Origin of the sequence: Aeromonas sp. 603757 (assembly GCF_049171255.1) — a bacterium.
Lineage (GTDB): Bacteria > Pseudomonadota > Gammaproteobacteria > Enterobacterales > Aeromonadaceae > Aeromonas > Aeromonas veronii_A.
Genome location: NZ_JAAKOE010000001.1, coordinates 21,809 through 44,049, shown reverse-complemented (window position 1 = coordinate 44,049; position 22,241 = coordinate 21,809). Strand labels below are relative to the sequence as shown.

The 22,241-nt window shown below is 58.5% G+C and carries 23 protein-coding genes; 2 read left to right on the top strand and 21 right to left on the bottom strand.

Annotation, left to right across the window (positions count from 1 at the left end; genetic code table 11):
- Positions 1–70 precede the first annotated feature (70 nt).
- Positions 71–1,555, top strand: coding sequence for a membrane-bound lytic murein transglycosylase MltF (gene mltF, locus G5332_RS00215; protein WP_227340751.1), 1,485 nt, complete (start codon positions 71–73; stop codon positions 1,553–1,555).
- Positions 1,556–1,927: 372 nt separating this feature from the next.
- On the opposite strand, the gene G5332_RS00210 is transcribed toward mltF, so the two are convergent.
- The 20 genes from G5332_RS00210 to trmJ all read right to left on the bottom strand — a co-directional run bounded on the left by G5332_RS00210 (position 1,928) and on the right by trmJ (position 21,031).
- Positions 1,928–2,152, bottom strand: coding sequence for a zinc ribbon domain-containing protein (locus G5332_RS00210; RefSeq protein WP_227340752.1), 225 nt, complete (start codon positions 2,150–2,152; stop codon positions 1,928–1,930).
- A 124-nt stretch (positions 2,153–2,276) separates the two neighbouring features.
- Positions 2,277–3,773 carry a ribosome biogenesis GTPase Der gene (gene der / locus G5332_RS00205; protein WP_005333794.1) on the bottom strand — a complete coding sequence of 499 codons (1,497 nt, stop codon included), beginning with the start codon at positions 3,771–3,773 and terminating at the stop codon, positions 2,277–2,279.
- A gap of 74 nt (positions 3,774–3,847) precedes the next feature.
- Positions 3,848–5,032 (bottom strand): outer membrane protein assembly factor BamB, encoded by a 1,185-nt coding sequence (gene bamB, locus G5332_RS00200; RefSeq protein WP_088869218.1) that lies wholly within the window; start codon positions 5,030–5,032, stop codon positions 3,848–3,850.
- Complete coding sequence (locus G5332_RS00195) at positions 5,025–5,675, bottom strand: YfgM family protein (RefSeq protein ID WP_021229680.1); 651 nt, start codon at positions 5,673–5,675, stop codon at positions 5,025–5,027. The genes bamB and G5332_RS00195 overlap by 8 nt, the downstream gene beginning before the upstream one ends.
- 3 nt (positions 5,676–5,678) lie before the next feature.
- Positions 5,679–6,956 (bottom strand): histidine--tRNA ligase, encoded by a 1,278-nt coding sequence (hisS, locus tag G5332_RS00190; RefSeq protein ID WP_005344864.1) that lies wholly within the window; start codon positions 6,954–6,956, stop codon positions 5,679–5,681.
- A gap of 138 nt (positions 6,957–7,094) precedes the next feature.
- A complete protein-coding gene (gene ispG / locus G5332_RS00185; RefSeq protein WP_421311009.1) occupies positions 7,095–8,210 on the bottom strand; it encodes a flavodoxin-dependent (E)-4-hydroxy-3-methylbut-2-enyl-diphosphate synthase in 1,116 nt (371 codons plus the stop codon).
- 10 nt (positions 8,211–8,220) lie between these two features.
- The gene (rodZ, locus tag G5332_RS00180; RefSeq protein ID WP_421172219.1) at positions 8,221–9,192 is read right to left on the bottom strand and encodes a cytoskeleton protein RodZ; all 972 of its coding nucleotides are present in this window, start codon (positions 9,190–9,192) and stop codon (positions 8,221–8,223) included.
- Positions 9,182–9,973, bottom strand: a complete 792-nt coding sequence (gene tapF, locus G5332_RS00175) for a PilW family type IVa pilus biogenesis/stability lipoprotein TapF (RefSeq protein WP_421172220.1) — start codon at positions 9,971–9,973, stop codon at positions 9,182–9,184. The genes rodZ and tapF overlap by 11 nt, the downstream gene beginning before the upstream one ends.
- 11 nt (positions 9,974–9,984) lie before the next feature.
- Entirely contained in the window at positions 9,985–11,088 is a 1,104-nt protein-coding gene (locus G5332_RS00170) for a bifunctional tRNA (adenosine(37)-C2)-methyltransferase TrmG/ribosomal RNA large subunit methyltransferase RlmN (protein ID WP_005344856.1), read from the bottom strand.
- A 167-nt stretch (positions 11,089–11,255) separates the two neighbouring features.
- Positions 11,256–11,684 carry a nucleoside-diphosphate kinase gene (gene ndk, locus G5332_RS00165; RefSeq protein ID WP_005333805.1) on the bottom strand — a complete coding sequence of 143 codons (429 nt, stop codon included), beginning with the start codon at positions 11,682–11,684 and terminating at the stop codon, positions 11,256–11,258.
- Between the two features lie 267 nt (positions 11,685–11,951).
- Positions 11,952–13,235, bottom strand: a complete 1,284-nt coding sequence (pepB, locus tag G5332_RS00160) for an aminopeptidase PepB (protein ID WP_005359802.1) — start codon at positions 13,233–13,235, stop codon at positions 11,952–11,954.
- A complete protein-coding gene (gene pepB / locus G5332_RS00155; protein WP_421259032.1) occupies positions 13,232–14,536 on the bottom strand; it encodes an aminopeptidase PepB in 1,305 nt (434 codons plus the stop codon). Before pepB (G5332_RS00155) ends, pepB (G5332_RS00160) begins: the two co-directional genes overlap by 4 nt.
- 173 nt (positions 14,537–14,709) lie before the next feature.
- Complete coding sequence (fdx, locus tag G5332_RS00150) at positions 14,710–15,048, bottom strand: ISC system 2Fe-2S type ferredoxin (RefSeq protein ID WP_005333808.1); 339 nt, start codon at positions 15,046–15,048, stop codon at positions 14,710–14,712.
- A 1-nt stretch (position 15,049) separates the two neighbouring features.
- Positions 15,050–16,897 carry a Fe-S protein assembly chaperone HscA gene (hscA, locus tag G5332_RS00145; protein WP_421259031.1) on the bottom strand — a complete coding sequence of 616 codons (1,848 nt, stop codon included), beginning with the start codon at positions 16,895–16,897 and terminating at the stop codon, positions 15,050–15,052.
- Between the two features lie 28 nt (positions 16,898–16,925).
- Positions 16,926–17,444, bottom strand: a complete 519-nt coding sequence (gene hscB, locus G5332_RS00140) for a co-chaperone HscB (RefSeq protein ID WP_206877820.1) — start codon at positions 17,442–17,444, stop codon at positions 16,926–16,928.
- Positions 17,445–17,680: 236 nt separating this feature from the next.
- Positions 17,681–18,004, bottom strand: a complete 324-nt coding sequence (gene iscA / locus G5332_RS00135; RefSeq protein WP_005333812.1) for an iron-sulfur cluster assembly protein IscA — start codon at positions 18,002–18,004, stop codon at positions 17,681–17,683.
- Positions 18,005–18,019: 15 nt separating this feature from the next.
- Positions 18,020–18,403, bottom strand: coding sequence for a Fe-S cluster assembly scaffold IscU (gene iscU, locus G5332_RS00130; RefSeq protein ID WP_005333813.1), 384 nt, complete (start codon positions 18,401–18,403; stop codon positions 18,020–18,022).
- Between the two features lie 41 nt (positions 18,404–18,444).
- Positions 18,445–19,659, bottom strand: a complete 1,215-nt coding sequence (locus G5332_RS00125) for an IscS subfamily cysteine desulfurase (protein ID WP_013723838.1) — start codon at positions 19,657–19,659, stop codon at positions 18,445–18,447.
- A 53-nt stretch (positions 19,660–19,712) separates the two neighbouring features.
- Complete coding sequence (gene iscR, locus G5332_RS00120; protein ID WP_026035025.1) at positions 19,713–20,216, bottom strand: Fe-S cluster assembly transcriptional regulator IscR; 504 nt, start codon at positions 20,214–20,216, stop codon at positions 19,713–19,715.
- Between the two features lie 92 nt (positions 20,217–20,308).
- Positions 20,309–21,031, bottom strand: coding sequence for a tRNA (cytosine(32)/uridine(32)-2'-O)-methyltransferase TrmJ (gene trmJ, locus G5332_RS00115; protein WP_216978557.1), 723 nt, complete (start codon positions 21,029–21,031; stop codon positions 20,309–20,311).
- 187 nt (positions 21,032–21,218) lie between these two features.
- Here trmJ and G5332_RS00110 point away from each other — a divergent pair, with 187 nt between their 5' ends.
- Entirely contained in the window at positions 21,219–21,635 is a 417-nt protein-coding gene (locus G5332_RS00110) for a hypothetical protein (RefSeq protein WP_167569481.1), read from the top strand.
- Here G5332_RS00110 and ubiT read toward each other — a convergent pair.
- Entirely contained in the window at positions 21,588–22,121 is a 534-nt protein-coding gene (ubiT, locus tag G5332_RS00105; RefSeq protein ID WP_076491774.1) for a ubiquinone anaerobic biosynthesis accessory factor UbiT, read from the bottom strand. The genes G5332_RS00110 and ubiT overlap by 48 nt on opposite strands.
- Positions 22,122–22,241: the final 120 nt, after the last annotated feature.

The following is a 22,241-nucleotide window of genomic DNA, read 5'->3' as shown; positions in this document are numbered from 1 at the left end:
CGTTTTTCTCACTTCGAGCAGTGTGACTCTGCGCACACTCTCTGGTATAAAGGTGCCTCTTTTTTGACAAATGCCGATTTTTTCAACAAAGGTACTCACCTACTTGCGCTGCATTTTTCGACTGTTTATCGGGCTGTTGTTGACGCTGACGCTGGTTGGCTGCGACTTCTATAGCCCCTCCAGCCAGCTGGAGCAGATCCGCCAGCGAGGCGAGATCCGGGTTGGCACCATCTATGGTCCCACCTCTTATTACCAGCGTGACGACCTCGCCCAGGGGTTCGATTACGAGCTGGCACAAAATTATGCCGACTGGCTGGGGGTGACACTCACCATCATCCCGGTCAACACCACTGACGAACTGGTTACACTGCTGAAAAAGGGCAAAGTCGATCTGGCGGCAGCCGCCATCATGGTCACACCGGAACGTCGCGAGCTGTTTCGCTTCGGCCCAGGCTTCTACCAGGTCTCTCCCAAACTGGTCTACCGTAACGGCAAGCCCAAGCCGGCCTCATTGAACGACATAAAAGGCAAGCTGATGGTGGCAGCCGGCTCCACCGGGGAAGACCTGCTCAAAGAGATGAGCAAAGAGAATCCCAAACTGACGTGGAGCACCAGCCATAACGCCGATGTTGAGGAGCTGCTCAAGCAGGTGGTGGATGGCAAGATTGACTACACGGTGGTGCAGGATACCGTACTGGCACGCAGTCAGCGCTACTACCCCGAGCTCACCGAAGGGCTGACCCTGGCCCAGAAGCAGACTGTTGCCTGGGCCATGAGCAAGCTGCCCGATGACAGCCTCTACGCCAGCGTCATCGACTTTTTCGGTCAGCGCTTTATGGATGGTGCCATCGCAAAGCTGGACGAGAAGTACTTCGGCCACGTGCAGAACTTCGACTTTGTCGATACCCGTACCTTCCTCAAGCGCGCCAAGAGTCTGCTGCCCAAGTACCAGCCGCTGTTCCAGACCCATGCTAAGAATATCGACTGGCGTCTGCTGGCCGCCATCAGCTATCAGGAGTCCCACTGGGACCCTCAGGCCCGCTCCTACACCGGCGTGCGCGGCATGATGATGCTGACCGAGCCCACCGCTAAGGCGATGGGGGTCAACAACCGGCTTCATCCGGAAGAGAGCATTAAGGGTGGCTCCCTCTATCTGCAACAGATGATGGAGAAGGTGCCGGATTCGGTGCCCGATGACGAGAAGGTGTGGTTTGCCCTCACCGCCTACAACATCGGTTACGGCCACATGATGGACGCGCGCCGCCTGACCAAGGATCTGGGAAAGAATCCCGACGCCTGGAGCGACGTCAAGGATGTGCTGCCTCTGCTGCAGCAAGCACGCTGGCATCGCAAGGTGCGCTACGGTTATGCCCGCGGCAGCGAAGCGCGCAACTATGTCAACAACGTGCGTCAGTACTACCAGAGCCTGCTCTGGCTCGATAACGAGCAACAGAAGGCCCACCAGCGGGAGAGTCTCGACAACGACAGCGAGCCGGAGATCGCCGAGCGCCCGACTATCATCGCCGAAGTGGTCAATCAGATCACCATGCGCTAACCAGCCATTATTCGGCTGTCTTCACACAAACTTCTCTGTTACCATCGATTCACATCGGAGCCTATCCGAAATCGCATTGTTTTCATTATGTTGAGAGATTAAATAACAGCAATTTCGGATGGGCTCCATCAATGACCCAAGGCCGGGACGGCCACCTGAGTTGGGAGGAGACCAAGATGCAAAAACGTAGAAAAATCAGTCTGGTCAGAAAAGCGAAGTGCAGCTGGAGCCCCAGACGCAAACTCAAGCTTAATGACATAAAGCGCAACCTGTGGCGCAGAAATCGATCCTATACCCTGCTTATTGCAGAGCACACAGCATAAACCCGGCATTCGCCGGGTTTTTTATCTTCTTTCTCACCTAAATATCGTCTTAAACCAGCTCAGCCTTGAACTGTACCGTCCGCTTGGAGATCAGCGAGTTGCAGTGGTTGCAGAAGTAATCCACCGCACCACACGCCTTGAGCCGCTCCAGCTCCATATGGCAGGTGGGACAGAGCGCGGTGACCCGCACAATGGCCTGGCACTGACCACAGGTTTGCTCCTTGCTGCGGGTATCCAGTTCAGCCTGGCATGATGGACAAAGCAGAGCTTCCATAGTCGACTCCTCATAAAGTGAACCTGCGATAGGCTTGCCCATGGCGGGTTCCCCTCCCCGCCAGACATTACGCCACTGCAGGGGGAATAACAGAGCGGCTGCCGGTGAGGGCAGCCGCCAGGGCTTATTTCTTCTTCATTTTCAGCAGCCGTTTGCGCTGACGTTCCTGACTCAGGGTCATGGTGTTCTTCTTCCCTTCAAACGGGTTGACCGACTCCTGGAACTCGACCCGGATCGGCGAGCCCATGATCTTGAGGGACTTGCGGAAGTAGTTGATCAGATACCGCTTGTAGGAGTCCGGCAAGTCGTTCAGCTGGTTGCCGTGGATCACGATGCGTGGCGGGTTGTAGCCACCGGCGTGAGCATACTTGAGTTTGACGCGGCGACCATTGACCATCGGCGGCTGGTGATCTTCCTGCGCCATCTGCATAATGCGGGTCAGCATCGCCGTGCTGGTACGACGGGTGGCGGACTGGTAAGCCTCCTGAATGGATTCAAACAGGTGGCCGACGCCGCTGCCGTGCAGGGCGGAGATGAAGTGGACGCGAGCGAAGTCGATGAAGCCCAAGCGACGATCCAGCTCGTTCTTCACATCCTCTTTCACCTTCTGATCCAGACCATCCCACTTGTTCACCACCAGCACCACGGAGCGACCGGCGTGGAGCACATAGCCAAGGATGCTCAAGTCCTGATCGGTGATGGTCTCCTGGGCGTCGATCACCAGCAGGCAAACGTTGGCATCTTCGATAGCTTTCAGGGTCTTGATAACGGAGAACTTCTCCACCGTCTCGTGCACCTTGCCACGACGACGCACACCGGCGGTGTCGATGACTACATACTTCTGCTCGTCACGCTCCATCGGAATGTAAACGGAGTCACGGGTGGTGCCGGGCATGTCATAGACGATGACCCGATCTTCACCCAGCATACGGTTGGTCAGGGTTGATTTACCGACGTTGGGACGACCAACGATGGCGAACTTGATGGGCAGGTCGGCGAACGGGGTCTCCTTGGTGTCCTCTTTGGTATCGAGTTCACCGGCAGCCACCATGCGCAGCAGGGCTTCTTCGTCGAAGTCCTCCTCTTCCTCATCCTGCGCATCTTCATCGGTAGCGGAGTCGACCAGGGTCTCCAGATGGGGGGCCAGCGCCAGTTCCAGCAGGCTCAGCACGCCACGACCGTGGGCGGCCGCGATCTGGTAAACCTCGCCCAGCGCCAGACCGTAGAACTCGGAGACCGCGGAATCACCGTCGATACCATCGGTCTTGTTGGCCACCAGAAATACCTTCTTGTGGGCCTTGCGCAGGTGTTCGGCAATGGCCTGATCCGCCGCGGTCAAACCGGCACGGGCATCCACCATGAACAGCACCACATCTGCTTCTTCGATGGCCAGCAGGGACTGCTCGGCCATCTTCAGCTCGATCCCCTCTTCGGTGCCATCGATACCACCGGTATCGACCACGATAAATTCCAGCTCGCCCAACTTCGCCTGACCGTATTTACGATCCCGGGTCAGACCGGGAAAATCGGCAACCAGGGCATCCCGAGTACGGGTCAAGCGGTTAAACAGGGTGGATTTCCCCACGTTGGGGCGGCCCACCAGGGCTACTACAGGAGTCATAAAAGCCTCATTCTCAAGACGACAAAGGCTCCGGGTCCGAAGACCAGGAGCCGGATATTCACATTATCGGACGATCAAGGACGCTTGAGGGCGTACAACTTGCCGTCACGGCTCTGCACATACAGGGTCTCGCCATCCACCAGCGGGGCGGCGTAGAGACCACTGCTATCGAGCTGCTGCATCGCCTTGATGGTACCGTCGGTACGATCAAGCCAATACAGGTATCCTTCCACATCACCCACCACCACATAGTCACCGAAGATGACGGGTGCAGTGACGGTACGATTTTCCAGCTGGGTGTTGGACCACAGCTCCAGACCGTTGCGACGGTCGATGGCAAACAGATGGCTGCGGCTGTCGGTCAGCACGATGGCATTACCGGTCATCGCCAGATCGCGATAGCCGGAATACTTGCGCTTCCACACTTCATCGCCGGTCATCAGTTTGCGCGCCATCAGCTGACCGTTGTAGGCGATGGCATAGAGCTCATCACCGGCAATCAGCGGGCTGGCATCGACGTCAACCATGCGGTCCAGCTCGGTGGCACCGCGCGGATCAGCCACCTTGGACTGGCGCACCGGCTGGCCGTTGCTCAGCAGGGCGATGCCCACCTTGCCATCGGCACGACCGTAAATCACGGCGCCGTTGGTGATCACCGGTGCACCGGCACTGCGCAGGGTCAGCGGCGGCTGCTCTTCGGAGAGCGACCACTGCATCTTGCCTTCATCAGTGTCGAGGGCGATCAGGCGACCGGAGGTGGTCAACACCACCACGCGGCCATCTTCCACTGCGGGGCTTGCCACCACTTCGCCGGGCACATTGGTCTGCCACAGCACTTCGCCATTCTCTTCGTTCAGGGCGTAGACCACCCCGTTCTCGGAGCCGAGGAACAGCTTGCCGTAACGGGAAACCAGGCCGCCGGAGAGGCGGGCGCTGCGCTTGTCGGCGTTGACCGGCAGGTCGGCCAGATCGACGGTCCAGAGGCGATCACCACTGGCACGGTCAAAGGCGCTGACATCGCCGTCGCGGGCCGCCGCGTAGATGCGATCCTCTTCCACCACCGGCTTGAGCTGGGAGTAGAAGTCACCGATGCCATCACCCACATTAGATGACCATGCGGTGTCGGCTGTGAAGGCAGATTCAACCTTGGGCAGCGGCGCCATCGGGTTGAGATCCTCTTCGGAACTGAACAGGGAGCACCCCTGCAGAGCGAAGGAGACCGCAGCCCCCAGCGCCACCATCTTGAATAGATTACGCATCCGGTGCCTCACCAGTCGCAACGGCCGGCAGGGCCAGATCGTCCATTTTTAGCTTGAGCTCGGCGCTACCCTGCAGGCCGCCGGCATCCGCCGCCGCCTGATAGGCATCACGAGCCTCTTCGGTCTTGCCCTGCTTCTGCAGCACATCACCACGGGCTTCGGCTACCTGCGCCTTGAAGGCCTCATTCTGGATGGTCGCCAGCTTGGCCAGTGCTTCATCTGCCTTGCCCTGATCATTCAGCACACGGGCCAGACGCAGCGCCGCGATGGGACGAATGCTCTCGTCACCCGTGGTCGCCACCAGCTCCAGCTGCTCGGCAGCCAGATCCAGCTTGCCCGCCTTGACGGCAGCGGCAGCCAGTTGCAACGCGGCCAGTTCACCGTAGGAGTCACCCTTGTTGGCGGTGACAAACTGCTGTGCCTGCTCGAAACCGGCGGCATCGCCCTTGGCCAGCTGCTCAATCACCTGGTTGTAAGAGTGGGAGGAGGCCTCCATGGTCTCTTGCTGGTGCTGGTTGTAATAGCGCCAGCCGAACAGACCGACCAGACCGATCACGGTACCGGCAATCACCGAGGTTCCGTTCTCTTTCCACCACTCCTTGATAACCTCAACCTGTTGTTCTTCGGTGGTATAGACTTCCACAGCTTACTCTCCTTTGGCTGCCAGCAGGGCAATGGCGGCGTCAACCTTGACGGTCTGTTGCTCGGCCTGACCACGCAGATATTTGATAGTGATCTCCCCGTTTTGCACCTCGGTTTCACCAAGGATCAGGGCGATTGCCGCGCCGCTCTTGTCGGCACGTTTGAGTTGTTTCTTGAAGTTGCCACCACCGCAGTGGCTCATGAGGCGCAGGTCCGGCAGAGCATCACGCAGACGCTCGGCCAGCTGGAAGCCAGCCTGCTCGGTCCCCTCGCCCACCATCGCCAGATAGACATCCACCGCCGGGCGGATATCGGCGTTGAGCTCGAGGGTTTCCAGCATCAGCACCAGACGCTCCATGCCCATGGCAAAGCCCACGGCCGGGGTCGGTTGACCGCCCAGCTGCTCCACCAGACCATCGTAGCGGCCACCGGCACAGACGGTACCCTGGGCACCCAGACTGCTGGTGACCCACTCGAACACGGTCAGGTTGTAGTAGTCAAGACCACGTACCAGACGCTCGTTCACTTCGTATTTGATACCGGCAGACTCGAGCAGGCGCTTGAGCCCCTCGAAGTGGGCCAGGCTCTCTTCGCCCAGATGGTCGAACAGACGCGGAGCCCCCGCCAGAATGGCCTGTACCTTTTCATCCTTGGAGTCGAGCACCCGCAGCGGGTTGCTGTACATGCGGCGCTGGCTCTCTTCGTCCAGCTGATCCTTGTACTGCTCCAGATAGGCCACCAGCGCATCGCGGTAAGCGGCACGCTCAGCGCTCTGGCCCAGGGTGTTGAGCTGCAGGGTGACATGCTCGCTGATGCCAAACAGACGCCACAGGCGGTGGGTCAGCATGATCAGCTCGGCGTCAATGTCCGGCCCGTTGATGCCAAACAGCTCGACACCGAACTGATGGAACTGGCGGTAACGGCCCTTCTGGGGACGCTCGTGACGGAACATGGGGCCCATGTACCACATCCGGCGTTCCTGGTTATAGAGCAGACCGTGCTCGATACCGGCACGGACGCAGCTGGCGGTCCCTTCCGGACGCAGGCTCAAGCTGTCGCCGTTACGGTCTTCAAAGGTGTACATCTCTTTTTCGACCACGTCGGTCACTTCACCGATGGCGCGCTTGAACAGATGAGTCTGCTCGACAATCGGCATGCGCACTTCGCTGTAGCCATAGCTGGCAACGACCTGGCGCAGGATCTGTTCAACCTTCTGCCATACCGGGCTCTGCTCCGGCAGGCAATCATTCATACCGCGAATAGCTTGGATCTGTTTTGCCACGTTGATACTCGAGAAAAAGAGGTAAAATTTGGCCGCATTATAGGGATTTTCCCCCCCAAGGTAAAATCAGGGAATCCGGATGCGGGATTTAAAATCAGTCACCTGGAAAAAGGGCCACCCAATGTGGCCCTGTTTCGCTTACTCCTTGTCCATCGGGATCCGGTTGGCGGGATCCAGCATGGCGGCGCGGGCGCGAATGCGGCGCTCCAGAGTTGGAATGAGATCCTTGTTGTCGAGCCGATCGACCCGCAGGCCCCCTTCATAGAAGGCACTCTTGTTGGCGGCACCCGCCAGACCAAGGTCGGAGACCAGTGCTTCGCCCGGGCCATTCACCACACAGCCGATGATGGAAACATCCATCGGGGTGATGATGTCTTCGAGCCGCTCTTCCAGCACATTGACGGTAGCGATCACATCGAACTCCTGCCGTGAGCAGGATGGGCAAGCGATAAAGTTGATGCCACGGGAGCGAATACGCAGAGATTTGAGGATATCGAAACCGACCTTTACCTCCTCCACCGGATCCGCCGCCAGCGAGATACGCAGGGTATCGCCGATGCCGTCGGTGAGCAGCATGCCCAGACCAATGGCAGACTTCACCGCGCCGGCACGGAAACCGCCCGCTTCGGTGATGCCAAGGTGCAGCGGCTGCTCGATCTGCTTGGCCAGCAGGCGATAGGCACCGACGGCCAGGAACACATCGGAGGCCTTGACACTCACCTTGAAGTCCTGAAAGTCGAGGCGATCGAGGTAGTCCACGTGACGCATGGCGGACTCTACCAGCGCTTCGGGGGTCGGCTCGCCGTACTTCTCCTGGATATCTTTCTCCAGCGACCCGCCATTGACCCCGATACGGATCGGGATATTGAGGTCGCGCGCGCAATCGACCACAGATCGCACCCGCTGCTCGTTGCCGATGTTGCCCGGGTTGATACGCAGGCAGTCGGCACCGTACTCGGCCACTTTCAGGGCGATGCGATAGTCGAAGTGGATATCGGCAACGATGGGGATGCGGGTCTGCTGTTTGATCAGCCGGAAGGCTTCCGCCGCTTCCATGGTGGGCACGGAGACACGGACGATATCGGCACCGACCCGCTCGATCCGCTGGATCTGCTCGATGGTGGCGGCGACATCTGTGGTCTTGGTGTTGGTCATGGTCTGCACGGTAATGGGGGCATCGCCCCCAACCGGTACATTACCAACCATGATCTGTCTGGATTTACGACGAATGATGGGTGATTCGTGAGAAGACATGGGAAACAGATTACTCCTGCGGCAGTGAGAAGCGGGCTGTACGACCGTTGTTGTAACGGCTCATATCAAACGACTGACCCTTGTAGTCAAGCTTGACGGCCATGGGCGCGCCAATGATGAACTTCAGGGGCTCGGCGCCTTCCAGCACCAGCTCGTCGTTGGCCTTCTTCAGACCACTGAACAGGGTCTTGCCGTTGGCATCCTTCACATCCAGCCAGCAATCGGCGGTGAAGCTCATCTTCAGTTGCGGCGCAGTCGCCGGATCAACGACAGCCTCTTCAGATTCGGTGCCATTGGCGCCGGATACCGCAGCATCGGTCGCAGTGCCGACAGCCGCGCTGACATCGGTCGGGGCAACAGCCGCAGAAGCAGGCGCCAGGGTAGCAGTCGCATCGGAGACCACCGCGGGGGCAGTCACGTCAGTGGCGGCAGGTGCGATGGCAGCGCCTTCCACCGGAGCTGTGTTGATCGCATCGGGCGGCGTGATTGCAGGTTCAGCCGGAGTCGAACTGGTCGCACTCATCTCGGTGGCTGCCAGCGCTTCATCACCGGCGGAGCGGCGTGAAGTACTCTGCCACCACCAGGCGACCGAGAGCGCAATCAGCACCAGAATAACCAGCCAGGTGACTACCTTGAGCCGACTGTCGTTGACTTGCTGGCGAGAGCGACGGGAGAAGCTCTGCATGTCGATATTGTCGGGAGGAGTCAGACCCAGCTTGTCGTAAGCGGCCAGAATGGTCTCTTCCGGGATCCCGACCAACTTGGCATAGGTACGCAGATAGCCCCGAATAAAGGTATGGGACGTATGTTTGTCGTAGGTATCCGATTCGATGGCGGCGATCAGGGTCAGACGAAGGTGAATGCGGGACGCAACCTGTTCTCGTGTCCAGCCAAGCTGTTCACGGGCATTGCGCAGCAGCTGGCCTGGACCTGCTGCCTGGGAGTCGTCTTGTTGGAAATCGTGTGGCTGTTCAATAGTCATTGGCTAAATAACGCTTGGCTTGTTGCGAAGTGGGATATTGCCTTACCAGCTCAGTCCCGAATTGGTGAAGTAATGCCGGCTTGTCCATTGCCTGTGCCAATCTGAGTCTCAACCAGAGACTCTCCTCATTCTCGTCTGACACATCGGCAAAACGGGCGAGGTAGGACTGCACATCAGGCAGCTTGCCATCTTTCATGGAAAGCTCAGCCAAGTCCAGCAATAACCTTGGATTGCCAGGATTATACCCCAAGGCCAGGAGATAGTACTCGGTTGCTTTATCATTTCTGCGATTTTGCAGGGCACAAAGTGCCGCATTTTCATAGGTATCGGCAATCTTCACATAGCCTGGTTGAATAACAGCCTGGTTGAATGCCTTGTCTGCCTCATCATAACGGCCACGATCACAGAGGAAGGCGCCATAGTTGTTCATTGCGTCAGCATTGGACGGATCCATGGTAAGGGCGTTCTTGTAATGCTCTTCAGCCGCCTTGAAATCCCCCACCCTCTGGTAGAAGTAGGCAAAACCGATCTGCACCTGAGGATTGGAGGGGTCATACTGGAGGGCGCGATCAAGATTGAACTTGGCCTGCTCGGCATTGCCCTGACGCAGGTACTGGATACCCAGGTCGAGGCGGGTTTGGGCAGCCGCCTTGAGGTCAGGACCCACTTCACGCTGGGTCGAGTTCTGGCCAGCGTAAGTGGTCTCGGTCACACAGCCTGGCAGCGCGCAGAGCGCTGCCACTACGATCAATGTACGTGTATCCATTCCCTGTCTATACAATGGCTTAGCATTTAAACCATTTTGACGGAAATCCCATCCTGTTGCATCCGATTTTTGATAGTTCGCTTGGTACGGTCAATCACGTCACCCACCAGCTGACCACAGGCGGCATCAATGTCATCACCACGGGTCTTGCGGACAATCACGGTGAAACCGTACTCCATCAGCACCTTGGAGAAGCGATCGATACGGCTATTGCTCGGCTTGCCATAAGGGTTGCCCGGGAAGGGGTTGAACGGGATCAGGTTGATCTTGCTTGGAGTATCCTTGAGCACCTTGGCCAGCTCGTGAGCATGCTGCATATCGTCATTGATATGATCGAGCAGCACATATTCGACGGTCACCCGACCACCGTTGGCATTGGATTTGGCCAGGTAACGACGGACACCGGCGAGGAACTCCTCGATGTTGTACTTGTCGTTGATCGGCATGATCTCTGAACGCAACTTGTCGTTCGGGGCGTGCAGGGAGATAGCCAGCGCCACGTCGATCTGGTCACCCAGCTTGTCCAGCGCAGGTACCACGCCAGAGGTGGAGATGGTCACCCGGCGCTTGGAGATGCCAAAGCCGTAGTCATCCATCATCAGACGCATGGCGGGCACCACGTTGGCGAGATTGAGCAGCGGCTCGCCCATCCCCATCATCACCACGTTGGTGATGGGACGCTTGCCACCGACCACGCGGGCCGCACGCCACACCTGACCGATGATCTCGGAGACTTTCAGATTGCGGTTGAAGCCTTGTTGAGCCGTGGAGCAGAACTTGCACTCCAGCGCACAGCCAACTTGAGAGGAGACGCAGAGGGTCGCGCGGTCATCTTCCGGGATGTAGACGGTCTCTACCTCCTGATCGCCCACCTGCAGAGCCCACTTGATGGTGCCATCGGCAGAGCGCTGCTCGCGGCTGATCTCGGGCGCCTTGATCTCGGCGATCGCCTTGAGGCGCTCTTTGAGCACCTTGTTGACGTTGGTCATCTGATCGAAATCATCACACCCAAAGTGATAGATCCACTTCATGACCTGATCTGCCCGGAATGGCTTCTCGCCCAGTTCGACGAAAAAGGCACGCATGGCATCCCGATCAAGATCCAGCAGGTTGATTTTTGTTTCGCTCATCAATGGCCTCAGTTCAAACACTTCATCAATTATTGGCTGACGACGTCAGGGGGCGGCATTGTACAAATAATGGGTCTGGCTTTCCACCTGGAGAATAGAGGGATATTGCGTAAACGGCGAAAACAACAAAGGGAGCCGAGGCTCCCTTGGGTCATCATCCACAAAAATCAGCCGCGCGGGCAGATCTCGTTGTCAGAGAAGAAGTAGGCAATTTCGCGGGCAGCGGATGCAGGTGCATCGGAGCCATGCACTGCGTTGCGATCGATGCTCTCGGCATAACAGGCACGCAAGGTACCAGCCAGCGCCTCTTTCGGGTTGGTAGCGCCCATGATCTCGCGATTGCGACGGATGGCGTCTTCCCCTTCCAGCACCTGCACCATGACAGGGCCAGAGGTCATGAAGCTGACCAGATTGTCATAAAAAGGCTTGCCCTGATGCTCGGCATAGAAACCGGCAGCCTGTTCACTGCTCATGTGAAGCATTTTGGATGCCACCACTTTCAAGCCTGCGCTTTCGAAACGGCTATAGATGGCACCGATCAGGTTCTTGCTGACAGCATCCGGTTTGACGATAGAGAAGGTACGTTCGATGGCCATTGATATCTTTCCTTAACTACAGAGTTTTATTGTTAGAATCCATGTTCGCTGGCGATTATACGTAAACAAAAACCGGAAAAACACACAAACAAGCAACTTTTTATTAAACATCACTCCCTTGCAATCAACATCCACACTCATCTTGACCGAGCAGAGCCGGAAAATATGTGCGCTTGCGCACGATAGTTACCTTAAGCCGCCAAAACCCCATCTTTTGTTCACAATTCGAACAGCATGAAAAAGGCACCCGAAGGTGCCTTGTCTCGCCTATTTGGCTTCCGCCAGCAAGGCCCGCGCTATGGTGCGCATCCCCAGGGTATTGGCCCCCGGCGCCCAGAGGGCATCGCCGTTGTCACTGAAGCAGGCGGCCAGATCGATATGCAACCAGCCCATCCCTTCGTTGGCAACGAAACGGGAGAGGAAACCCGCCGCGTTGGAGGCGCCACCCGGCCCGCCCCCCTTCACCGGACGGCTGTTGGCCGTGTCGGCGTAATGGGAAGGGCACTGCTGGCGGTGCCAGGGCTCCAGCGGCAGCGGCCAGGCTGGCTCATGCTCGGCATCGGCATAGGTCATGGCCCGGCTTACCAGCCCTTTATCGAGGCCAAACAGGGCATTGTAGCGCCCACCCAGCGCCATCACGGCTGCGCCGGTCAGGGTCGCGGCATCGATGATCAGCGGTGCACCGGACTCGCTCGCCAGTTGCAGGCCGTCGGCCAGCACCAGCCGTCCCTCGGCATCGGTATTCACAATCTCGACCGTGGTGCCGTTCTTGTAGGTGAGGATGTCGCCCAGCTTGTAGGCGTGGCCGGAGACCAGGTTCTCGGCGCAGCAGAGGATCAGCTTCACCCGCTTGTCGAGCCCGCGCAGCATAGCCAGCGCCAGCGCACCGGTGACAATCGCCGCACCACCCATGTCGCACTTCATGGTGAGCATCCCCTCGGAGCTCTTCATGGAGTAGCCGCCGGAGTCAAAGGTGATCCCCTTGCCCACCAGCGCTGCCGCTACCGGCGCCTTGGGGTCACGCCCCGGGTTGAAGTCGAGCTCCAGCAATACCGGTTCGCGCGCACTGCCGCGGCCCACCTGATAGAGGCCGACCCAGCCCGCCTGTTGCAGCGCTTCGCCTTTCAAAATGCGATGACTCACCTTGTCCGGCGCCAGCTCGGTAATAAAGGAGGCAGCTTCCACCGCCAGCTCCAGCGGGCCCAACTGCTCCGGGGTGGCATTGGTCATCTCGCGCACCCAGCGGCCGCAGAGCCAACGCGCTTCCAGCTCCTCTCTGTCCTCTTCCGAGGACATGGCCCACTGCAGTTGCACCTCCGCCTTGGGGGTTTGCAGCCCTTGGGCAAAAGCCCACTGCTGTTCACGCTCCCAGTGACCAGCCAGGGTCACTTTCTGGATCCCCTGCTGGCAGAGGCGACGGGCCGCCTGCTGGATATCGAGCAGCGGATTGGCCGTCACCAGATGGATCACCATGCCGTCGGCACGGTGAGAGAGCAGCGCCCCCTCCCCCCACTCGGCCGGTGCAAATTCACGACTTAACCAGACATTCATGCGGTCACCTCCTGCAGCCAGCGTGCGATGGTGCGCAGACCGTGCCCCTTGGCACCGGTCGCCCAGAGATCGTTGCCCGATTTCTGATAGGAGGCCGCCAGATCCAGGTGCACCCAACCCTTACCCTCATCACGTACGAAACGGGAAAGGAACGCAGCAGCCGTGGTGGCACCGGCCGTGCCTTCTGCCGAGGCGACGTTGCCCAGATCGGCAAAGGCCGAGGTGAGCTGGCTGGCATGCCAGGGCTCCAGCGGCAGCGCCCACGCCTGTTCATTTTCCACCTTGGCGGCGGCCAGCGCACGCTGCTGTTCGGTCTCATCGAGGGCAAACACCGCATTGTAGTCGCGCCCCAGCGCCATCTTGGCGGCGCCGGTCAGGGTGGCTGCGTCAAGGATATAAGGCGCACCGCTGTCGGAGGCCGCCATCAGGCCATCGGCCAGCACCAGACGACCTTCCGCATCGGTATTCTGGATCTCGACCGAGATGCCGTTCTTGTAGGTGAGGATGTCGCCTAGCTTGAAGGCGTGGCCGGAGACCAGGTTCTCGGCGCAGCAGAGAATGAGCTTCACCCGCTGGTTCAGACCGCGGCTGATAGCCAACGCCAGCGCGCCGGTCACCATGGCCGCGCCGCCCATATCGGACTTCATCGGCAGCATGTTGTCAGAGGACTTCATGGAGTAGCCACCGGAATCAAAAGTGATCCCCTTGCCCACCAGCGCCGCCACCACGGGTGCATTGCGATCACCGGTCGGGTTGTAGTCGAGCTCCAGCAGCACAGGCTCGCGCTCGCTGCCACGGCCAACCGACCAGATCCCGATATGGCCGGACTCGCGCAGCGCTTCACCGGCGGTGATGCGGGCAGTAACCTGATCCCCGGCCAGACCACGAATGAGCAACAGGGCCGATTCCGCCAGACTCATGGGGTAGATCTCTTCCGGACAGCCATTGGTGATGTCACGTACCCAGCGAGCCGCCTTGAGCAGCGCATCCAGTTCACGGGCTTCCGCGTCTCTCTGCTGGCCAAAATCCAGTTCACGCGATCCCTTGGCGGCGTAGAACCCCTGGGCGAACGCGTAGCGACGCTCCAGATCCCAGCCTTCACCGACCAGCGTCACCCGCTTGATCCCGCTCGATTCGAGGCGACGGGCGGCGCGCTGAACGGTGCGCAGAACATCCTTCTGCTGACCGGCGGCACCAAGATGGATCAGTGCCTCGTCGCCATTGAAACTGAGCTGGGCGCCCTCGCCCCAATAGGCGGCCGCAGCCTGGGTGGATAACGCTACCTTCATCATGTCAGCCATCGTGTTTGCTTCCTTTTTACTGGCACTATGTATAAGCACTCTTTATAGGAAAGAGCTTATTGGCAAAGAGAGAATAACGAATACAAAAAAGGCCGTGCCCCCGAGGGTCACGGCCTTCCACCATATCACTGAAGCACCACAGGATGCTGCACGTGCAATTCACTCATGTGTAATTAATGGCGTTCAGAGGCAAGGTTCAGGGTGTACTTGGGCAGTTCCACCACCAGATCCTCGTCCGCCAGTTTTGCCTGGCAACTGAGACGGGATTCCGGCTCCAGCCCCCACGCCTTGTCCAGCATGTCGTCTTCCAGCTCGTCGCTTGGCTCGAGCGAGTCAAAGCCCTCGCGCACCACGCAGTGGCAGGTGGTGCAGGCACAGGATTTCTCGCAAGCGTGCTCGATTTCGATACCGTTGCGCAGCGCCACATCCAGAATGGTCTCGCCGCTTTGCCCCTCGAGGGCGGCGCCATCCGGACAGAGTACGGGATGAGGAAGAATGATCAGTTTTGGCATATTACACCTTGTTGACGTTTTGTCCGGTCAGCACCTTGCGGATGGAGGCGTCCATCCGGCGGGCTGCAAACTCGCCACTGACAGCATCGGCTGCCTCAATGGCTTCTTTGATTTGATGGGTTGCGCCGCTGTTGCGCATGGTCAGCAGATGGGCGATGGCGGCATCAATCTCGGCACGCTCGGCAGCATTGAGCAGGGCATCGCCATCGGCGGCCAGCGCCGCATTGAGACTCTCGACCACCCGGTCGGCTTCAACCTGCTGCTCGGCCAGCATGCGGGCATCCATATCCTGCTGGGCATTCTCGATGGAGGCACTCAGCATGTTGAGGATATCCTGCTCCGCCAGCCCGTAAGAGGGCTTGACCTGGATCTCGGCCTGCACGCCGGAGGATTTCTCCATGGCGCTGACCGAGAGCAGACCATCCGCATCCACCTGGAAGGTGACGCGAATATGGGCGGCGCCGGCTGCCATCGGCGGAATACCGGTCAGGGTAAAGCGGGCCAGGGAGCGGCAATCGGCCACCAACTCGCGTTCCCCCTGTACCACGTGAATGGCCATGGCGCTCTGACCATCCTTGAAGGTGGTGAACTCCTGGGCGCGGGCAACCGGGATGGTAGTGTTGCGCGGGATCACCTTCTCGGCGAGGCCACCCATGGTCTCCAGACCCAGCGACAAGGGGATAACGTCCAGCAGCAGCATCTCGGCATCGGGCTTGTTGCCCACCAGAATATCGGCCTGGATGGCTGCGCCAATGGCGACCACCTTGTCCGGATCGATGCTGGTCAGCGGCGTACGCTGGAAGAACTCGCCCACCAGTTCACGCACCAGCGGCACCCGGGTGGAGCCACCGACCATCACCACTTCCAGCACTTCCACCTGCTCGAGACCGGCATCGCGCAGGGCGCGGCGACAAGCCAGCAAGGTCCGTTTCACCAGCGGGGTGATGAGTTCATCAAACTGGCTACGGCTCACTGAACCCTGCCAGCCAGCAAAGGTGCACGCCACCTGCTCGGCATCGGTCAGGCCGTGTTTGACGGCAGCGGCCACATCCAGCAGCTCGCGCTGCAGATGGGCATCCAGCTCACCGGAGAGGCCCGCTTGCTCCTTGATCCAGTCCGCCAGCAGGTGATCAAAATCATCACCGCCGAGGGCCGAATCGCCGCCGGTCGCCATCACTTCGAACACACCGCGGTGCAGACGCAGGATAGAGATATCGAAAGTACCGCCCCCCAGATCGTAAACCGCGATCACCCCTTCCTGACCGGAGTCAAGGCCATAGGCAATCGCGGCCGCGGTCGGCTCGTTGAGCAAACGCAGCACGTGCAGACCGGCCAGACGGGCCGCATCCTTGGTGCCCTGACGCTGGGCATCATCGAAATAGGCGGGCACGGTAATGACCACGCCATCGAGATCGCCCCCGAGTGTCTGGGCGCCACGCTCGGCCAGCTTTTTGAGAATTTCGGCCGAGACCTGTACCGGATTGACCAGCCCCTGACGGGTTTGCAGTTGCGGCATGCCATTGTCGGCAGCGATGAACTGGTAGGGCTGCTGGCGGGTATCGATATCGGCCAGCGCCTTGCCCATCATCCGTTTGACCGAGACGATGGTGTTGTGAGGATCGAGCGCCGCTTCGCGCTTGGCATCAATCCCCACTCGAATGGCCTCGCTTTGATAGTGCACCACTGACGGGAGCAGGTCGCGCCCTTGCTCATCGCAAAGGGTATCAGCGTGACCACTGCGAACCGCAGCGACGAGAGAGTTGGTGGTGCCGAGATCGATGCCGACGGCACGTTTGTGCTGATGAGGAACAGCGCTCTGGCCGGGTTCGGCGATTTGCAGTAATGCCATGGGTAATGAAACTTCCAGCGTTAAAGGATCAAGACTCGAGAAGCGAGTCTTCGAATCGTTCCAGCTCTTCAAGGAGCTTGTCGACAAACTTGAGTTTGCGAACGCAATCAGCGGCAACGAGATCTCTGCCGGCGGCAAGAGACTCGGTCAGCTGCTGCATCAACATCTGGTGATCATGCCTGATCTCGCAGCGAAAATCCTTGATGGTGCGCTCAGGGTCGGCGTCATCTTTCAGATCGGCCAGACGCTCGCGCCACTCCAGCTGCTGCATCAGAAACGCGGTATCTTGCAGAGTCTGCTGTTCACCACGGATATCGGTGCCACGCAGGGAGAGCAGATATTCGGCACGGCGCAGCGGCGCCTTGAGGGTGGTGAATGCTTCGTTGATCTGGGCGGCACGTTGCACCGCAGCCAGCTGCTCCCGTTCGGGGGCGGTGGCAAAACGATCAGGATGGAATTGGGTTTGCAGCTGGCGGTAGGTATCAGCCAACTGACGGGTATCGAGCTCGAAGCCTTCAACCAGCCCAAACAGCTCGAAATGATTCATGCAAACCTCTTGGAAACGTTCGCCACAACCTCACTCGCCCCTGGCAAATGAGATGTGGTTGAACGGGTCATGGGCAACCCGCTCAACCACAGACGAAGGATCATTGACGTCAAACAGCTCAGACACTGAAGCTTTCGCCGCAACTACACTCGCCTTTGGCGCATGAGAAGGTATTGTTGAACTACGCATATCTGACCCGTTCAACAACAGACGAAAGATCATTCACGTCAAACATCTCAGACACTGAAGCTTTCGCCACAACCACACTCGCCTTTGGCATTGGGATTGTTGAACTGGAAGCCCTCGTTGAGGCCCTCCTTGACGAAATCCAGCTCGGTGCCATCCAGATGGATCAGGCTCTTGGCATCGACAATAATCTTGACGCCCTGCTGCTCGAACACCTGATCCTCATCGGTCAGTTCGTCAACGAACTCAAGCACGTAGGCCAGACCGGAGCAGCCGGTGGTTTTGACGCCGAGGCGCAGGCCAATGCCCTTGCCCCGGTTAGCCAGAAAAGAGGAAACCCGTGCCGCGGCGGCATCTGTCATGGTAATAGCCATACTGCTCTCCGGCGCTTAGAGACCTTTCTTCTGCTTGTAATCGGCGATGGCGGCCTTGATGGCGTCCTCGGCCAGAATGGAGCAGTGGATCTTCACCGGTGGCAGGGCCAGCTCTTCGGCGATATCGGTGTTCTTGATGCCAGCCGCTTCATCCAGGGTCTTGCCCTTGACCCATTCGGTCACCAAGGAGCTGGAGGCGATGGCAGAACCGCAGCCGTAGGTCTTGAACTTGGCATCTTCGATGATGCCTTCGTCGCTGATCTTCAGTTGCAGCTTCATCACGTCGCCACAGGCGGGTGCACCGACCATGCCGGTTGCAACGCTGGGATCATTCTTGTCAAAACCACCGACGTTGCGAGGATTCTCGTAGTGGTCGATTACTTTTTCACTGTAAGCCATATCTCACTCCTGCTAATTCTGTTGCTCACTGACCAGATAGATCAGTGATGAGCCCATTCGACCGTGTTCAGATCGACGCCGTCTTTGTACATCTCCCACAGGGGGGACATCTCGCGCAGACGACCGATGGAGTCACGAATAAGCTTGACCGCGTAGTCAATCTCTTCCTCGGTGGTGAAGCGACCCATGCTGAAACGGATGGAGCTGTGTGCCAGCTCGTCGTTCAGACCCAGTGCGCGCAGCACATAGGAAGGTTCCAGGCTGGCGGAGGTACAGGCCGAACCGGAAGAGACCGCCAAATCTTTCAGCGCCATGATGAGGGATTCCCCTTCCACATAGGCAAAGCTGACGTTGAGGTTACCCGGAACACGTTGCTCCAGATCGCCATTGATGTAGACGGCTTCAATATCCTTGATGCCATTCCACAGACGCTGGCGCAGAGCCAAGATGCGCTCGCCTTCACTCACCATCTCTTCTTTGGCGATGCGGAAAGCTTCGCCCATCCCGACGATCTGGTGGGTCGGCAGAGTACCGGAACGCATGCCGCGCTCATGGCCGCCACCGTGCATCTGGGCTTCCAGACGAACGCGGGGTTTACGGCGAACAAACAGTGCACCGATCCCTTTCGGACCATACACCTTGTGCGCAGAGACGGAGAGCAGGTCCACTTTCAGTGCTTCCACATCTACCGGGATCTTGCCCACACTCTGAACGGCATCCACGTGCAGCAGGATCTTGCGGGAACGGCACAACTCGCCGATGGCAGCAATGTTCTGAACCACGCCGATTTCGTTGTTCACATGCATGATGCTGACCAGGATGGTGTCATCACGCATGGCATTCTCGATCATCTCGATAGTGAACAGGCCGTTGGGCATCGGCTCAAGATAGGTCACCTCGAACCCTTCACGCTCCAGCTGGCGACAGGTATCGAGCACCGCCTTGTGTTCGGTCTTGGAGGTGATGATGTGCTTGCCCTTGCTGGCATAGAAGTGGGCAACACCCTTGATGGCCAGGTTATTGGATTCGGTCGCACCGGAAGTGAAGACGATCTCGCGGGGATCGGCACCGATCAGATCTGCCACTTGATTACGGGCCAGATCCACCGCCTCTTCGGCTTGCCAGCCAAAGCGGTGAGAACGGGAAGCCGGATTGCCGAACAGGCCATCCATGGTGAGACACTGCATCATTTTTTCTGCGACACGCGGGTCCACCGGACAGGTTGCCGAATAATCAAGGTAAATAGGCAGTTTCATGTTTTTCTCCGTCACAGTCCGGGTCATACAGAGTCCCGCTGTGGAAAGCACGTTTATAGTTGGACTTTCAAGCTCACATCGCCGTGTTCTGCCCGATCAACCAGGGACAACACGGTCTTCATTTGTTCATCTTGCTTGCCGGCAATGCGGCGCACATCGGCCTGGCGTACCAGCTCGGCCAGCGTGATATCCCCGAGGAAACTGGAGATCCGCTCACTCAGATCACGCCACAGGGAGTGCGTCAGACACTGGGTACCGCCGTGGCAGCCGCCCTTGCCGAGACACTTGGTGGCATCGACCGACTCATCGACCGCGGTGATCACCTGACCAACCGAAATCTCGCCTGGGGCCAACCCGAGGCGATAACCACCACCCGGGCCACGCACGCTGCTCACCAGACCATGTTTGCGCAGGCGGGCAAAGAGCTGCTCGAGATAGGACAACGAGATGCCCTGGCGCTCGGAAATATCGGCAAGGGGGACGGGCCCCTGCTCTGCATGCAGCGCCACGTCGAGCATGGCGGTTACAGCGTAACGTCCTTTTGAAGTCAGTCTCATGTGCCTTACCGTCTTGCGAAGCAATTTAATGGGGCACATGGTCACATACCCGACCAAATCAGTCAAGTATATGGTTGAGTAAATCAGTCGGATTAATCCGGTACGCGCGCTTTCTGCACCGAGGTCAGAATACCGCGCAGAATGTTGAGCTCCGCCGCTTCCGGCCGAGCCCGATTGAACAGGCGACGCAGCTTGCTCATTACATGACCCGGATGGTCATCGGCAATAAAACCGGTCTTCATCAGGGTTTGTTCCAGGTGCTGATAGAACCCTTCCAGCTGGGCGGCACTCGGATAGGCCATCTCATCTTCAGGCTCGGCGGCCTGCCCCTGCAGCCAGCGCATCCGCACTTCGTAACAGAGGGTCTGCACCGCCATGGCCAGATTGAGAGAGCTGTAATCAGGATTGGCCGGAATGGCCACGTGGTAGTGGCACTTTTGCAATTCGTCGTTGGTGAGACCGGTGCGTTCACGGCCAAACACCAGCGCGACCGGGTGCTGCATCCCCTCAACCACCGACTTTTCGCCGGCCTCACGGGGATCGAGCATGGGCCAGCTCAGGGTTCGAGAACGGGCGCTGGTGCCAATCACCAGACCACAATCGGCGATCGCGTCATCCAGAGTCGGGACGATACGGGCATTGGCAAGCACATCGCTGGCACCAGCCGCTAGGGCGAAGGCATTGTCATCCGGCAAGGCTTGCGGATCAACCAATACCAGCTGGGCCAACCCCATGGTCTTCATGGCGCGTGCCGCAGACCCCATGTTGCCGGTATGAGAGGTGTTTACCAAAACGATACGAATCTGATCCAACATGCCCAGTCATTCTTCAGTCAAAAATGGCGCGCAATTGTAACATAAGAGAACACCATGTTGGCACCGTAAAAGCCGAGCCATTTCAGAACAAAACCACCTGTTTGTATAACAAACCAGCATGAGGGAAGCGAGAGGGGGGGACTAAACTTGATGGATATCCGATAAACGGCACAGGAGACACAACGCCATGCTTCCTCCCTTTATCTATGAGAGATTGCCCAGCCTCTACCTGCTGGCAGCCATTGCCATTATTACGTTGAGTGAACAGCCCCTGCTCTGGTTTGCTGGCGCCTTGCTGTTTATCGCCGGAGCGGTGACCTGGATGATGCGCTCCAGCTACCGACGTACCGATCTGATTATCTTTCCGAGCAAACGCTGGCTACAGCCGGAGTGGCTGTATGAAGCGCAACCCTTTATCTGGCTGGCTGCGGGGCTGGCCATGTCACAGCTGCCCGCCCCTGCGGCACTCATCGCCTTGGTGCCCTGTCTGTGGGCCTGTCGTTGCCTCTGGGCACGGCACCATTATCGTCGCCATGCCCATGGGGTGATTGTCCACTTAAGACGGGATCCCGCCCGGCGCCGTCCGCACCGGAGCCTGCGCTGACTCGGTACGGGCGCGTTCGATAAACGTCGCCAGATCCATCAGGGGATACTTCATCAGGCTTGGCAAGCCATCGAGATCCAGACTGTCCATCAAGTTTTTCACCTCAAGACCCAGTTCGGTATCCCCTTCTATCTTCAGCTTGCGCTGGAAAAAAAGCGAATCCGGATCCTCTTTGCGACCAGCGATGAGGATCAGGTCGTTGGCGGTACCGCTGAAGCAGACATCGGCCTTGTCACACTCGCGAGCTACCACCAGCTGGCCATTCTGCTCACTGATAAACCAGCACAGCTCCAGATCAGAGACTTCGACTTTCAGCCACTTGTCTGCCAGAAACTCGAAATCGCCATCTTCGATAGCCTCTTTGAATACCCGGGCCAGCAAACTCTCCATCAGCTGCTTTTGCAGATTGAAGGGAACCAGCTTGAGGGGATGGCGCAAGAAGCGCGGAGCCTGTTCGACCAGGCGGCGTTGCAGTTGTTGAAACACGATAGACTCCCTTTTTTTGCGCATTCAAACACAGGGAGAGTGGCAAGATCCTGTTGGAAATCAAACTTGTGCAGGGTTACCTCAAGAAGGGTAAAGCCACATAAAGCTGCCTCAGGTCAA